This is a genomic window from Pseudomonas sp. GW823-FHT02C02, from assembly GCF_058797635.1.
Genome location: NZ_JBXAJV010000008.1, coordinates 284712 through 299685 on the forward strand (window position 1 = coordinate 284712; position 14974 = coordinate 299685).

At 59.5% G+C, this 14974-nt stretch carries 12 protein-coding genes; 2 read left to right on the top strand and 10 right to left on the bottom strand.

The genetic code is table 11. The annotated features are described in order from the left end of the window. Window positions 1–1701 (bottom strand): type IV-A pilus assembly ATPase PilB, encoded by a 1701-nt coding sequence (gene pilB, locus AC1ROI_RS17120; RefSeq protein WP_102593897.1) that lies wholly within the window; start codon window positions 1699–1701, stop codon window positions 1–3. Window positions 1702–1926: 225 nt separating this feature from the next. Between pilB and AC1ROI_RS17125 the strand changes: the two genes are divergently transcribed. Continuing rightward, window positions 1927–2334 carry a pilin gene (locus AC1ROI_RS17125; RefSeq protein ID WP_010467585.1) on the top strand — a complete coding sequence of 136 codons (408 nt, stop codon included), beginning with the start codon at window positions 1927–1929 and terminating at the stop codon, window positions 2332–2334. A gap of 312 nt (window positions 2335–2646) precedes the next feature. Next, window positions 2647–3000: a BON domain-containing protein gene (locus AC1ROI_RS17130; RefSeq protein ID WP_010467586.1), complete on the top strand. Its 354-nt coding sequence runs from the start codon at window positions 2647–2649 to the stop codon at window positions 2998–3000. 285 nt (window positions 3001–3285) lie between these two features. Here AC1ROI_RS17130 and AC1ROI_RS17135 read toward each other — a convergent pair whose 3' ends face one another. From AC1ROI_RS17135 to folK, 9 genes are all read right to left on the bottom strand, one after another. Beyond that, complete coding sequence (locus tag AC1ROI_RS17135; RefSeq protein WP_010467587.1) at window positions 3286–3582, bottom strand: DUF2845 domain-containing protein; 297 nt, start codon at window positions 3580–3582, stop codon at window positions 3286–3288. Next, entirely contained in the window at window positions 3582–6536 is a 2955-nt protein-coding gene (locus tag AC1ROI_RS17140) for a DUF748 domain-containing protein (RefSeq protein ID WP_102595136.1), read from the bottom strand. Before AC1ROI_RS17140 ends, AC1ROI_RS17135 begins: the two co-directional genes overlap by 1 nt. A 104-nt stretch (window positions 6537–6640) precedes the next feature. Then, a complete protein-coding gene (locus tag AC1ROI_RS17145; RefSeq protein WP_010467591.1) occupies window positions 6641–7657 on the bottom strand; it encodes a class I SAM-dependent rRNA methyltransferase in 1017 nt (338 codons plus the stop codon). Between the two features lie 175 nt (window positions 7658–7832). Next, window positions 7833–9770, bottom strand: a complete 1938-nt coding sequence (gene acs, locus AC1ROI_RS17150) for an acetate--CoA ligase (RefSeq protein WP_010467593.1) — start codon at window positions 9768–9770, stop codon at window positions 7833–7835. A gap of 230 nt (window positions 9771–10000) precedes the next feature. Next, window positions 10001–11665, bottom strand: a complete 1665-nt coding sequence (pgi, locus tag AC1ROI_RS17155; protein WP_010467595.1) for a glucose-6-phosphate isomerase — start codon at window positions 11663–11665, stop codon at window positions 10001–10003. 225 nt (window positions 11666–11890) lie between these two features. After that, window positions 11891–12271, bottom strand: a complete 381-nt coding sequence (gene panD, locus AC1ROI_RS17160) for an aspartate 1-decarboxylase (protein WP_003228271.1) — start codon at window positions 12269–12271, stop codon at window positions 11891–11893. A 193-nt stretch (window positions 12272–12464) separates the two neighbouring features. Next, window positions 12465–13325, bottom strand: coding sequence for a pantoate--beta-alanine ligase (gene panC, locus AC1ROI_RS17165; protein ID WP_102595137.1), 861 nt, complete (start codon window positions 13323–13325; stop codon window positions 12465–12467). Next, complete coding sequence (gene panB / locus AC1ROI_RS17170) at window positions 13322–14122, bottom strand: 3-methyl-2-oxobutanoate hydroxymethyltransferase (protein WP_010467597.1); 801 nt, start codon at window positions 14120–14122, stop codon at window positions 13322–13324. Before panB ends, panC begins: the two co-directional genes overlap by 4 nt. 364 nt (window positions 14123–14486) lie before the next feature. Beyond that, a complete protein-coding gene (gene folK, locus AC1ROI_RS17175; protein ID WP_083375738.1) occupies window positions 14487–14972 on the bottom strand; it encodes a 2-amino-4-hydroxy-6-hydroxymethyldihydropteridine diphosphokinase in 486 nt (161 codons plus the stop codon). Window positions 14973–14974: the final 2 nt, after the last annotated feature.

Genomic DNA, 14974 nt, shown 5'->3' on the forward strand with positions numbered 1-14974 from the left:
TCAGTCCTTGGTGACCCGGTTGATTTCTTCAAGGCTGGTGACGCCTTGCATGGCCTTGATCAAGCCCGAGGTGCGCAAGTCATTAAAGCCGTCCTTGCGCATCTGAATGTCGATTTCCAGGGAATTGCCTTCGGCCATGATCAGCCGTTGCAGGTCCGGTGTGTTTTTCACCACTTCATAAATCCCCACTCGCCCCTTGTAACCGCCGTTGCATTGATCGCAACCGACCGGCTCATAGATCGTGAACGAGCCGATGCGTTCCTCGGGGAAGCCTTCCTTGAGCAACGCCTCGCGGGGAATCTCGATGGGTTTCTTGCAATGGCTGCACAGTTTGCGCGCCAGCCGCTGGGCGATGATCAGGGTGACCGAGGTGGCGATGTTGAAGCCCTGAATGCCCATGTTGTGCAGGCGGGTCAGGGTTTCCGCGGCGCTGTTGGTGTGCAGGGTGGAAAGCACCATGTGCCCGGTCTGGGCGGCCTTGATGGCGATTTCGGCGGTTTCGAGGTCGCGGATCTCACCGACCATGATCACGTCCGGGTCCTGACGCAGGAACGAGCGCAGAGCCTGGGCGAAATCCAGCCCTTGCTTGGGATTGACGTTGACCTGATTGATGCCTTCCATGTTGATCTCCACCGGGTCTTCGGCGGTGGAGATGTTGATGTCCACGGTGTTGAGGATATTCAACCCGGTGTAGAGCGACACGGTCTTGCCCGAACCGGTCGGCCCGGTGACCAGGATCATGCCCTGTGGCTGCTTCAGTGCAGCCATGTACAAGGCTTTCTGTTCAGGCTCGTAGCCGAGGGCGTCGATGCCCATTTGTGCGCTGGATGGGTCGAGGATCCGGATCACCACTTTCTCGCCCCACAGGGTCGGCAGGGTGTTGACCCGGAAGTCGATGGACTTGGTCTTGGACAGGCGCATCTTGATCCGTCCGTCCTGGGGTTTGCGCCGCTCGGAGATGTCGAGGCTGGCCATGACTTTCAGCCGCGCCGCAATGCGGTTGGCCAGTTGGCTCGGCGGCTTGGCGACTTCTCGCAGCATGCCGTCGGTGCGCATCCGCACCCGGTAGGTTTTTTCGTAGGGCTCGAAATGCAGGTCGGAAGAGCCGCTCTTGATCGCATCGAGCAACATCTTGTGGACGAAGCGCACCACCGGCGCGTCATCGGCATCCTGGCCGGCGATGGCGTCCTTTTTGTTGTCGTCGACCGACTCGATGTCCAGCCCGTCAAGGTCAACATCGGCCATGTCTTCCAGGCCGGTTGCTTGGTTGTCGAAGAACCTCTCGATGGCATCGCCGAGCTTATCGTCCTCTACCAGAATGGCTTCGGTGTTCAGCCCGGTGCTGAACTGGATGTCGTTGATGGCTTGATGATTTGTCGGGTCGGAAACCCCCACGAACAGTTTGTTGCCACGGCGCCACAGGGGCAGGGCGTGGTGCTGACGGATCAGTTTCTCGCTGACCAACCCTCGAGGCTGGGCTTCCTTGTCCAGGCAATTGAGGTCGAGCAGCGCCATGCCGAAATGCTCCGAGGCAATCTCGGCAACCTGCCGGCTCTTCACCAGCTTGTTCTGCACCAGGTAACTGACCAGGGAGATTTTGCTGCGTTGGGCATGCAGATACGCCTGTTGCGCGCTTTGCTCAGTGAGCAGTTCGGCCATGACCAGTTGCTTGGCCAGACCGCTTAGGGCGATGTCATTCATGGGGATACCGGACGCAGACAGTTCATGACTTATAGCCTAGTCAAGGCGCTGAGCCAAACCAGCGGCCGTCAGGTGACAAATAGTGTCAGATAGTGCGGATCCTGGGGGTAGGAAAGGTCCCTGACCTGTCTTCACGCCCCGCCAACTGGGGGCGCAGCGCTTGGCACGGGCTGTGCTGAAGTTCATTCAGATCATGAGATTTCGACTCATGCATGGAGCCTGTCTATGAATACTCAAAAAGGTTTTACCCTGATCGAACTGCTGATCGTGGTGGCGATCATCGGGATTCTGGCGACGTTTGCGTTGCCGGCTTATTCGAAGTATCAAGCGCGTGCCAAGGTGACGGCCGGTCTGGCAGAGATCACGGCGTTGAAAGTCCCGTTTGAGGACCTCATGAACTCTGGTACCAATCCGGATCTGACAAAAGTGGGCGGAACCGCCACGACTTCCAATTGCACAACCACGGCAGCGGGTGTCGCGACTGATGGTACCGGCACCATCGGTTGCACGATCCTTAACGCTCCAGGTCCGGTCTTGAGCAAAACCATTACCCTGACGCGCTCTCTGACTGGCTGGACTTGCGCCACCACAGTGGCTCAGGAGTACGCACCTAAAGGCTGCACAGGCGTCTGATACTCGCGGTTAACAAATGCCCCGCCTTTCACGAGGCGGGGCATTTTTTTGTCTATTGAAGGGAAAAACGCGTTAAAGAAAGAAATTCTCGACAATTCATGGCCTTAGGCCCACGTCAAAACCCGCAACTTGCATGTAGAGAATCACAAAGTCATGCATTTTGCATGATTCCGAAAATCAGGTGTTTTCATAAGTTATTGTTTTATAAGGATTTATTGGCTGTCTCAAAGTTGGCACAGCGTTCGCAATATACCCAGTAACCCTGCTGACAAGACACGCAGCAGACTTTCTAGAAAAACAGGAGTTACTCGTATGAAGAAGTTCGCTATCGCTGCCGCTACTGCTACCGCGCTGACCCTGACCATGGCCAACGCTGCATTCGCTCAAACCCAAGCGACTCAGGCTCCAATGGTCCTGGCCGCCGGTGAAGTGACCCAAGCCAAAGAAGCTACCTCCGATACCTGGATCACCACCAAAGTCAAAGCAGACCTGGTAACCGAAAAAGGCATTCCTGGTACCGACATCAAGGTTGAGACCAACAAAGGTGTTGTTTCCCTGTCGTCCACTGTTGCAGTGACTGAAGCACAGAAAACCACCGCCGTGGCCATCGCCAAGAAAATCAAAGGCGTCCAGGCGGTCTCCGCTGACGGCCTGAAAGCCGAGTAAGGCAAGACTTCTCGCCTGGACTGGGAGAAGGCGCGGCAGGCGGGCCGAGCAATACGCCAGCCGCATCTGGAGAGTTCATGCGAAAGGCCACAAGGATGTGGTCATTACAGGCCTCCGACATTCGTGTCGGGGGCCTGTTCTATTGTGGGCGTCGCACAAACCAATGTGGGAGTGAGCCTGCTCGCGATAGCGGTGTGTCAGCCAACATCAATGCTGGATGACACACCGCTATCGCGAGCAGGCTCGCTCCCACATTTTGTGATGTAACCACTCCGGATCGGGGGTTCAGTTACCGCGCTTGCTGGTGATCTGTTTCAGGCGATTACCTTCAAACCGCAGGTATTGATACATCCCGCCATTGGGCCCGTAGGTCCATTCCTCGACCTGAAACTCTTCCCGTCGGTTGGCGCTGCGCTTGTAGCCCAGCAGATCGCGGCTGACCGGTTCACCGCACTTCTGCAGCACTTCGCTGGACCTGTCCCCGACGCTGACCAACTGACTGCCACAGCGCAGGGTATCGGCCGCCGAGGCCTGACTGGCCGCCAGCGCCAGGGTCAGGCTGATCAGCACTCGTCTGATCATCACTCGGCATCCAGGTGCATCGGCGTTACCACCCGACCGTCACTTTCCGCCTCGCCCAGTTGGGCGTCGATGAAGTAGACACGGTCATCGGCCATCTGGGCCTTGTCCACCAGGTAATCCTTGATGCTGCTGGCGCGTTCCTGACCCAGTTGGCGCAGCAACACGTCGCTGGTGCTCCAGAATTTGATCACGTCTGCGCGCATTTTTGCGGTGCGTTCTTCCTTGCCCAGATCCTTCCACTCAGCCGGTGGCTGGGTCTTCAGGCGCGTGCGGTAGATCCCTTCCAGCAGCGGACCTTTCTCGCCGTCCGGCACTTGCAGCAATGAAGCCTGGGCCGGAACCTTGTCACCGCGTCGCTGGAGCATTTTGTAGTAGTTGTACTGGTATTCGCGCTCAAGCCGTTGCTCGGCAATCAGCGGACCGTCGCTGCTGGCGGCTGCGGTGCCTTCGATTTCCAGGCGCAGGGCAGGGCGTTCCTTGAGGGCCTGGGACAGTTTGATCAACGAACCCTCGGCGTCCTTGCTCAGCTCACTGGAGCCCGGCGCAAACGAGACAGTGCCCAAATCTTCTGAACCCCCTCCACTGACCAGCCCACCTATCATTTTGAACGGTGCGGCAGCCGCCTTGACGATCAGGTTGCGCAGGGTCTGCCAGACAATCGGCATGACGCTGAACTGCGGGTTGTTCAGGTCGCCGGTCACCGGCAGCTCAATTGAAATCTTGCCGTCGACGTCCTTGAGCAACGCGATCGCCAGTTTCAGCGGCAGGCTCACGGCGTCCGGGCTGTCGACCTTTTCACCCAGTTGCAGTTGCTCGACCACCACTTTGTTTTCGGCCTTGAGCTGGCCCTTGACGATGATGTAGTGCAGGTCGAGATTGAGCCGGCCCTTGCGGATGCGGTACCCGGCGAACTTGCCGGAGTAGGGCGTCAGCGTGGTCAGTTCCACACGTTTGAAACTGGTGGCGATGTCGAGGCTGGCCATCGGGTCGAACGGGTTGACCGAACCCTTGATGGTCACGGGCGCGTAACGGTCGACCTTGCCTTTGATATCGACGCTGGCCGGTTTCGCCTGACGGCTGTCGATGGTGCCGATCTGACCGTTGAGTTGTTGCACCGCCGTGGCGAAGTTCGGGGTCAGGCTGAAGTCGGCGAAGTTCGCCGAACCGTCATTGATGGCAATGCCGCCAATGTGGATGCCCAGCGGTTTGTCCTTGCTGGCGGGTTTGCTGGCGGCTGTCTTGGCAGCTGCGGTGTCGGCCGGTTGCGGTATCAGCAGGTCATCGATGTTGGTGGTGCGGTCATCGTTGATCATGAAACGCACGTAAGGCTGGAACAGGTTGACCTTGTCGATCGACAGGCTGTCGCCATGCTGATAGTTCAGACCTTCGAGCACCAGCTGCTGCCATTTGAGAAAGTCGCGGGTCTTGAGGGTGTCGAGGGTGTGCAGTTGATCGACCTGCGCTTTACCGGTGACGCTGAATGCCAATGGCTCGGTGCTTTTCAGATCGACTGCCAGATCACTGCCGAGCATGCCGCTGCGCAGCTCCAGGCGAATGAACGGGTTGATGTAGGACTGGGCGACACGCAGGTCGATGTCTTTGGTTTGCACATTCAGTTTGGCGCTGACCGGTGCCAGATTGACCACGCCGTCGGCCATGAGCTTGCCCTGTTTGCCCACGCCGGTGTCGAGCTTGAGGTTAAAAGGCGAGCCGTTGAGGCTGTCGAAATTTTGCAAATCGAGGTTCAGCGGACCGACATCCAGTGCCACGGCCGGTTGTGCCTTGCGGTCGGCCAGATGAACCTGGTAATTGCGCAGTTGCACGTCTTTGAGCCGCACTTGCCACGGCTTGCTCGGTGGCGCGGGTTCGGCTTCAGGCGAATCGGCTGCCGCCGGCGTTTTCGCCGGTTCGGCGTTGGCTTTTACCGCTGCTTTGGATGGATGGCTGGCGAACAGTTTCTGCCAGTCGAGTTGTCCGTCGGCTTCCAGGGCGGCCCAGGTTTCCAGTTTATTGCTACGGATCTTGCCGACCACCACTTGCTGTTTGGCCAGGTCCACCGTGGTTTCACTGATGTCCAGGCGCTCGAGTTTGGCCAGTGGTCGACCGTCCGGGGCCTTGATGGCAAATGGCGCGACGCTGACGGCGACGTTGCTCAGCAGCAGCTCGGTTTCCTTGGACAAGTTGAGCTTGTAGTCAGTGCTCAGGTTGACGACACCGTCTTCGAGCACCAGGGGCAACGCGTCACGCACATAGGGCCAGAAGGCTTTCATCTTGCCGTCGGTGATCTTGAGCTTACCTTCGGAGGCAATCGGGATCAGGCTGAAGTTACCGGTCCAGTCGAGCTGCCCACCGCCCGGGCCGATGGCCACCAACGTCATGTCGGCACTGTCTTCCGGCAGCGTGCTGAGGTTCTTCAGCTCGAAGTCGAGTTTGTCGTAGAGGAATTCGATGGGTTCGCTGGGGCGCAAATCCTGAAAGTGCACATTGCCGCCCGCCAGTTTGATCCGCTCGATACGCAACGGGAACGGCTTGGCTTCCGGGTCGGCCGGGGTCGGTTCGCTGGCGGGGATCTTGAACAGGCCCAGCAGATTGAGCTTGCCGTCCTTGCCGAAAAGGATTTCGGTCTTGGGTTTGTCCATTTCGATATCGGACAGGTGCAGCGCCTTGGTCCACAGGCTGTCGATTTGCAGGTTGGCGTACAGGCGTTCGAAACCGACCTGTTCTTTGCCCGGCTCGCCGATGACCAGGCCCCAGAGGGTCACTTCCAGGCTGAAGGGGTTGAGCTCGATCCGGGAAATCGTCGCGGGCATCGTGGCGTAATTGGCCAATTGCTGGTTGGCGACCCGCAACGCGATGCCCGGCAAAATCAGAAACCCCAGCAGGCTATAAAGGGCCAGAGCAGTCAACAATGCGCCAATAGCGCGAATCAATCCTTTGGGCATGTGTGGCTTCATCTGTCTGAATCGGAGTGCGTTGGAGTATGGCACGCGATTCCGGTTCCGAAGTGAACGCACTCTTCTGGTTTTTCAGAAATTTGCGTAGGAAATTTCCTGCGTGATCAGAGTTGCAGAATCAACGTCTTCAGCGGCGGCTGTTGATCCATCGACGGGAAATCACCGCCCGGTTTCATCACCGTCCACTCACGCACAGGCCGCCCGGCCTTCTCTGCGCAACGTAAAACCTGCTCGCGCCAATCGTCCATGCTGACCTTTGCCAGGTTGTTGCAGCAGATCAGCACGCCGTTCTCGGCGGTGGTCAGCAGCGCGGGTTTGAGCAGGCTCTGGTAGTCGCGCAGCAGGTCGACCGTGCCGAACGCGCTCTTGGCCCAGGCGGGTGGATCGAGCAGCACCAGGTCGTACTGACGCTGGTCGAGACGCGTGTAACTCGGCAGTTTCTGCCCGCGTCGCTGACTGATCGGCAGCCCCGCCAGTTGGCGGATGGCCGGGAAGTAATCGGACTGGATGAATTCCATGGCCGGCAATTGCGGATTGAGCAGACCGTTCTCGCGGCCGACCGCCAGATTGCCCTCGGCGAAATCCAGGTTGCACACCTCACTTGCCCCGCCGGCCGCAGCACTCAGGCCGACACCACAGGTGTAGGCGAACAGGTTGAGCACGCTTTTGTTTTTGCTGTGCTCCTTGACCCAGCCGCGCGTGTTGCGCAGGTCGAGAAACAGCAGTGGATCCTGGCCGGCATGACGGCCGCGAACCCGGTAGTTCAGGCCCCATTCGTGGCCGATCAAGTCTTGCAGGGCTGCCTCGTCGGCGCGGTAGACGGTGTCTTCGCGGTCGATACGCGAGTTGCCCCTGGAACGGTCGTTGTAGACCAGCAGCGTATCGAGGCCCAGGTGTTGATTGACGGTCTCGTGCAGTTGCAGCAGTGCGTCACGTTCCAGCGCCTGGTGGAAGCTTTGTACCAGCAGTTGCGGGCCGTAGCGGTCGATGGTCAGGCCGCCGGCGCCTTCCTGGCTGCCGTGGAACAGGCGATAGCAATCGGTGCCTTGCTGATGCAGCTCGGCGAGCAGGTCCTGGCGATGATCGAGGGCGGCGCGCAGCGCCTGATTCAAGGAAGACATGCTGTGCGCCTTGCAGGAGGGAATTTGGCGCGGGAGTTTAACAGCATTGGCGGGAAGTCGAGGTGTTGCCATCGCGAGCAGGCTCGCTCCCACAGAGCTAATTGTTGGCTGAGCGTTTTGCGTTTCGCACAAAGCCAATGTGGGAGCGAGCCTGCTCGCGATGCTGTCAGGTGCGTTACTGGTTCAGACGTTTGTCGATCAGCCCCTGCACCACGCTGGGATCGGCCAGTGTCGAGGTGTCCCCCAGACTGTCCAGTTCGTTGCACGCGATCTTGCGCAGGATGCGCCGCATGATCTTGCCCGAACGGGTTTTCGGCAAGGCCGGGGCCCATTGGATCAAGTCCGGTTTGGCGAAACTGCCAATCTCCTTGCTGACGTGAGCCAGCAATTCCTTCTTCAGCTCGTCATTGGCCTCGGTGCCGTTCATGGGCGTGACGAAGGCATAGATGCCCTGGCCCTTGAGGTCGTGGGGATAACCGACCACGGCGGCCTCGGCGATGCTGTCGTGCAGCACCAGCGCGCTTTCTACCTCGGCAGTGCCGATGCGGTGCCCGGAGACGTTGATCACGTCGTCGATGCGCCCGGTGATCCAGTAATCGCCATCCTCATCACGCCGCGCGCCGTCGCCGGTGAAGTAGTAGCCGGGGTAGGGCTTGAAGTAGGTGTCGACCATCCGTTGCGGGTCGCCATAGACGCTGCGGATCTGCGCCGGCCAGCTGGATTTGATCGCCAGCACGCCGCTGCCGGCGCCTTTGATTTCCTTGCCCGTTTCATCCAGCAGCACCGGTTGCACGCCGAACATCGGTTGGGTGGCGCAGCCGGGCTTGATCCGTTGCGCGCTGACCAGCGGGCTGAGCATGATGCCGCCGGTTTCGGTCTGCCACCAGGTGTCGACGATCGGACAACGCTGTTCGCCGACGACGTTGAAGTACCAGTCCCACGCCTCCGGGTTGATCGGCTCACCGACGCTGCCGAGTAATCTGAGGCTCTGGCGAGAAGTGTCCTTCAACGGCTCGGGGCCTTCACGCATCAGCGAGCGCAGCGCAGTCGGGGCGGTGTAGAAAATGTTGACGTGGTGTTTGTCGATCACCTGCCAGAAGCGCGAACTGTTCGGGTAACTTGGCACGCCTTCGAAGATCAGCGTGGTCGCGCCGTTGGCCAGCGGGCCATAGACGATGTAACTGTGGCCGGTGACCCAGCCGACGTCGGCGGTGCACCAGAAGACTTCACCATCGCGGTAGTCGAGTACGTACTTGAAGGTCATCGCCGCTTGCAGCAGATAGCCGCCGGTGGTGTGCAGTACGCCTTTGGGTTTGCCGGTGCTGCCGGAGGTGTAGAGGATGAACAGCGGGTCTTCGGCGTCCATGGGCTCTGGCGGGCAATCGTCGCTGACGTCGCGTAGCGCCTGGTGATACCAGAGATCGCGACCTTCAACCCAGTCCACTTTGCCTTGGGTGCGCTCGACGACGATGACGGTGCTGACGTTCGGGCAACTTTGCAGTGCCTCGTCGACCTTCTGCTTGAGCGGCACGAATTTGCCGCCGCGCACGCCTTCATCGGCGGTGATCACCGTGCGGCAATCGGCGTCGAGAATCCGGTCGCGCACAGAGTCTGGAGAGAAGCCGCCGAACACCACCGAATGCACCGCGCCAATCCGCGTACAGGCGAGCATGGCGTAGGCCGCTTCGGGAATCATCGGCATGTAGATGCACACGCGGTCACCCTTTTTCACGCCACGGCTTTTGAGCACGTTGGCCAGGCGACAGACGTTGTGATGGAGTTTCTTGTAGGTGATCTGCGCGGATTCGGCGGGGTCGTCGCCTTCCCAGAGGATGGCGATCTGATCGCCGCGTTTTTCCAGGTGACGGTCGATGCAGTTGTAACTGACGTTCAACTTGCCACCGGCAAACCAGCTGGCCTCGCCGGTCTTCAGGTTATAGCGCTGGACGGTGTCCCACGGCGTGCTCCAGTCGAGAAAGCGGGTGGCCTGCTCGGCCCAGAACTCACTGGGGTGCTCGATGGATTGACGGTAGAGGCGGTGGTAGTCGTCTTGACTCAAGTGTGCAGCCCGGCGGACGGCATCGGCTTTGGGGAACGTGCTGATATCGAACATGACGGTTCCTTATTCTTGTTTTGCGACAAGTAATAAAGATGCGCCGAGTAGCGAAAGGGTTCAAGCCAGACACAAAACAACGGTAGGAGTTAGCCGGCTCGCGATGGCGGTGGATCAGTCAACATCGATGTTGAATGAAAAACCGCTATCACGAGCAGGCTCACTCCTATAGGGATTGGTGTTGCCCACAGCATTTGTGTTTGGCACAAACCCTGTGGGCGGGCGTCAGATCAACCGCGGTGACGACCGCGGAAGTAGTTGATCAGGCCTTGGGTGGAAGCATCGTCAGCCGGGGATTCTTCGCTGCCGACCAGGCGGTTGTAGACGCCTTTGCCCAGCTCCTTGCCCAGCTCCACGCCCCACTGGTCGAAGGCATTGATGCCCCAGACCACGCTTTGCACGAAGACTTTGTGTTCGTACATCGCCACCAGCGCACCGAGACGACGGGGGCTGATGCGCTCGACCACGAGGGTGTTGCTCGGACGGTTGCCCGGGATCACCTTGTGCGGCGCGATTTTATGCACGTCTTCTTCGCTCATGCCTTTGTCACGCAGTTCGGCTTCGGCTTCGACAAGGGTCTTGCCGAGCATCAGCGCCTGGCTTTGCGACAGGCAGTTGGCGTACAGCCACTGGTGGTGGTCGGAGACCGGGTTGAAGCTGACAATCGGCACGATGAAGTCGGCCGGAATCAGTTGGGTGCCTTGGTGCAGCAACTGGTGATACGCGTGCTGACCGTTGCAACCCACGCCACCCCAGATCACCGGGCCGGTATCGGTGGACACTGGCGTACCGTCCTGGCGCACGCTCTTGCCGTTGGATTCCATGTCCAGCTGTTGCAAGTGCTTGGTGATGTTGCGCAGGTAGTGGTCGTAAGGCAGGATCGCGTGGCTTTGCGCACCCCAGAAGTTGCCGTACCACACGCCGAGCAACGCCAGCAGCACCGGCATGTTCTGTTCGAATGGCGCGCTCTGGAAATGCTGGTCCATGGTGTAGGCACCGGACAGCAGCTCCTTGAAGTTCGACATGCCGATGGCCAGTGCGATTGGCAAGCCGATGGCCGACCACAGCGAGTAACGGCCGCCGACCCAGTCCCACATCGGGAAGATGTTTTCTTCGCGGATACCGAACGCCACGGCCGCCGCGTTGTTACTGGATACGGCGATGAAGTGACGATACAGCTCGGCTTCCGAACCGCCCTGAGCCAGGTACCAGGCACGAGCGGCCTGGGCATTTTTCAGGGTTTCGAGGGTGTTGAAGGATTTCGACGACACGATGAACAGCGTGGTTTCAGCGCGCAGCTTCATGGTCAGTTCGTGGAACTCACTGCCATCGATGTTCGCCAGGTAATGGCAACGCACGCCTTTCTGGGCGTAGGACAGCAGCGCTTCAGACACCAGCTCAGGGCCGAGGAACGAGCCACCGATGCCGATGTTCACCACGTCAGTGATCGGCTTCTCGGTGTAGCCACGCCACAGACCGTCATGGATGCGGCCGACGAGGTCGGTGATCTGGTTCAGCACTTTGTGCACTTCTGGCATCACGTTGACGCCATTCACCGACAGCTTGTCGCCAACCGGGCGACGCAGTGCGGTGTGCAGGGCTGGACGACCTTCCGACGAGTTGACGATTTCGCCGTCGAACAGCGATTTGATCGCGCCCTTGAGGTCGACTTCATTGGCCAGGCCCACCAGCAGATTGCGGGTCTCGGCGTTGATCAGGTTCTTCGAGTAATCGAGAAACAGGCCGCAGCTGCTGAGGGTGAATTGAGTAAAACGCTGCGGATCGGCATTGAAGGCCTCGCGCATGCTGAAATCCTGCATGGCTTGGCGGTGGTCATTCAACGCTTGCCAGGCGGGCAGAGCGGTCACGTCGTGAGGAGTGCGGTAGTACGCCATCGCTGCGGGTTTCCTTTTTACTTGAACGGCTTTTTTGAACACTGAAAATCCCGGCGCGCCGTAGGCAGGCGTCCGGTCAACTGCGTCGACACGATTTCAATGACACAGGGCGAATACAGTAAACCTCGCGCTGCGATCTGTCTTGACTTTGTCTAACACGTTCCCGGTACTTTTTTATACACAAAGCAGGGAACGGTTCGACAAACGGGAGGGGCGTCGGTTCGATCAGGCGACCTGAACCGGAATGGCATTGCTGGTGTGGCTCAGTTCATTGCCAGGCGCCATGTAAAGCATGCGCGGTTTGAAGTTGAGCAGCTCGGCTTCGCTGTAATGGGCGTAGGCGCAGATGATCACACGGTCACCGACCTTGGCCTTGTGCGCGGCAGCACCGTTGACCGAGATCATCCGCGAGCCTTCTTCGCCACGAATCGCGTAGGTGGTGAAGCGTTCGCCGTTGTCGACGTTATAAATCTGGATCTGTTCGTACTCACGGATGCCGGACAAGTCCAGCCATTCGCCGTCGATGGCGCAGGAACCTTCGTAATCGAGTACGGCGTGAGTGACTTCGGCGCGATGCAGCTTGGCTTTGAGCATGATGGCGTGCATGAGTGTTTTCCCAGGTCGGAATCGAACGGCGGGCAGTTTGCCCGAAGGCATAAAAGGCAGCAATAAGGGAGCGAAGCCACGCAATTTTCTGTCGGAGCGAAGCTTGCTCGCGAACGCGGCGTATCAGTCGACACAAATGTCGAGTGTGACAGCCTCTTCGCGAGCAAGCTTCGCTCCTACGGGGGGGCGGTGCTTAGGCGGGGGCGTCGAGGTTCAGGTGCAGGTTGTCGATCAACCGTGTGGTGCCCAGGAACGCCGCAACCAATATCACCAGGTCCCGATCTTCCGGAGTCGCTGGGCGCAAGGTTTGCGCGTGACGAATCTCCAGGTAATCGGTGCGCAACCCGGCTGCTTCAAGCTGCTTGATCTGTGCGTCGATCAGCGCCGGGAAATCCCGCTCGCCCTGTTTGATCGCCTCGGCAATCTGGCACAGGCCGCGATACACCACCGGCGCAACGGCGCGCTGCTCTTCGCTGAGGAAACCATTGCGCGACGACAGCGCCAGGCCATCGGCCGCCCGAACGGTCGGTTCGCCAATGATCTGCACTGGCATGTTCAGGTCATGGACCAGGGATTTGATCACCGCCAGTTGCTGGAAATCTTTCTGGCCGAAGACCGCCAGGTCCGGCTGGACCATGTTGAACAGCTTGCTGACGACCGTCGCGACACCTTCGAAATGCCCGGGACGGCTGGCGCCGCACAGGCCTTCGGAGAGTTGCGGGACGCTGACGCGGGTCTGGCCGGCCATGCCGTCGGGGTACATTTCTTCGACGGTGGGCGCGAACAGCAAGTGGCAACCGGCCTGGAGCAGTTTCTCCTGGTCAGCCGCCAGGGTCCGCGGGTACTTGTCGAGGTCTTCGCCGGCGCCGAATTGCAGCGGGTTGACGAAAATGCTGGCGACTACGAAATCCGCCCGTTGGGTCGCTTTGGTAATCAGCGCGACATGACCGCTGTGCAGGTTGCCCATGGTCGGCACGAAGCCGATGCGCTTGCCTTCGCTGCGGGCACGGGCCACGGCGGCCCGGAGTTCGCGTACTGTTTTTACGGTGTTCATGCAGAGAATCCGTGTTCGATCCCAGGGAAAGAGGCGGCTTTGACTTCACTGACGTAGGCGCTCAGAGCTGCGTGAATGCTGGTCTGGCCGTTCATGAAGTTCTTTACGAATTTAGGTACGCGACCGGTAATGGACAGGCCGAGCATGTCGTGCAGGACCAGGACCTGGCCATCGGTGTCACTGCCGGCACCGATACCGATCACCGGAATGCCCACTGCCTGGGTAATTTCCTGGGCCAATTCGCTCGGTACGCACTCAAGCAATAGCATGGCGGCACCGGCCTGTTCCAGCGCGATGGCGTCGGCGCGCATCTGTCGCGCCTGGTTCTCGCTGCGGCCCTGGACTTTGTAACCGCCCAGCATGTTCACCGATTGCGGTGTCAGGCCCATGTGCGCGCACACAGGGATGCCTCGTTCGGCCAGCAGGCGGATCGAGTCGGCGAGCCACAATGCGCCTTCAACCTTGACCATGTGCGCACCGGCCTGCATCAACAGGGCGCTGTTGCTCATGGCTTGTTCGGTGGTGGCGTAGGCCATGAACGGCAGGTCGGCGAGGATCAGCGCATCGGCGTTGCCGCGTTTGACGGCTGCCACGTGGTAAGCCATTTCCGCGGTGGTCACCGGCAGGGTGCTGTCGTGACCTTGCAAAACCATGCCGAGGGAGTCGCCCACCAGCAGCACTTCGACGCCAGCCTGATTGCAGGCGTGGGCGAAGGTCGCGTCATAGCAGGTCAGCATGGTGATTTTTTCACCTTTTTGCTTCAAACCTTGCAGAGTGGTCAGGGTGATGGCTGGCATGAAAAGTTCCTCATTCAGGCGCTTGGAAACTACTGCGAGTAACGCGCGTGATTCTTCGTTAAATACAGGCGCACGCTCTGATGTCGTGCTTTTAAGGCCTGGATTGCGCCCTTCAACGCCGTGTTGGCGGCAGCGGGACGCCTATAGTCGTGAGGAGAACTCGGGAAGTCAATTGCATGTGTTACCGCATTGTTACGCGGGGGGTGTTACCGGGGTAACTGATGCGATTCAGCAGCGGATTCTATTTTCAACACAAAAACCGATGTGGGAGTGAGCCTGCTCGCGATTGCTTCCTGACAGTCAACATCTTCGGTGAATGTTAAGTCGCTATCGCGAGCAGGCTCACTCCCACAGGGGGTTCGCATTAATTCGGAGGGAGGCGTTCCAGGCCGACGAACGGGCAGGCTGCGAGTAATGCCTTCAGGCTGCGGCCATCGGCCAGACGCAAATCCGCAGGCGCCAGTTCGGCCAGCGGATACAGAACGAAGGCCCGCTCCTGCATATGGTAGTGCGGCACCTTGAGGCGCGGTTCGTCGATCAGCCGGTCGCCAAACAGCACGATGTCGAGGTCCAGCGTTCGTGGACCCCAACGCTCAAGACGCTCGCGGCCTTGTCCGTTCTCGATGGCTTGCAGCGCATCAAGCAGGTCCAGTGGCGGGAGCGTGCTGTCGAGGGCGGCGACCGCGTTGGTGTAACGCGGCTGGCCGGGCAGAAGCGAGTCGCTTTGATAAAACCCGGACACCCCGACCAGTTGGGTTTGCGGCAACTGCGCCAGCGCCTCGACGGCGCTGCGCAATTGTTCGGCGGGGTCAGCCAGATTGCTGCCCATGCCGATGTAGATGCGTTCCATGG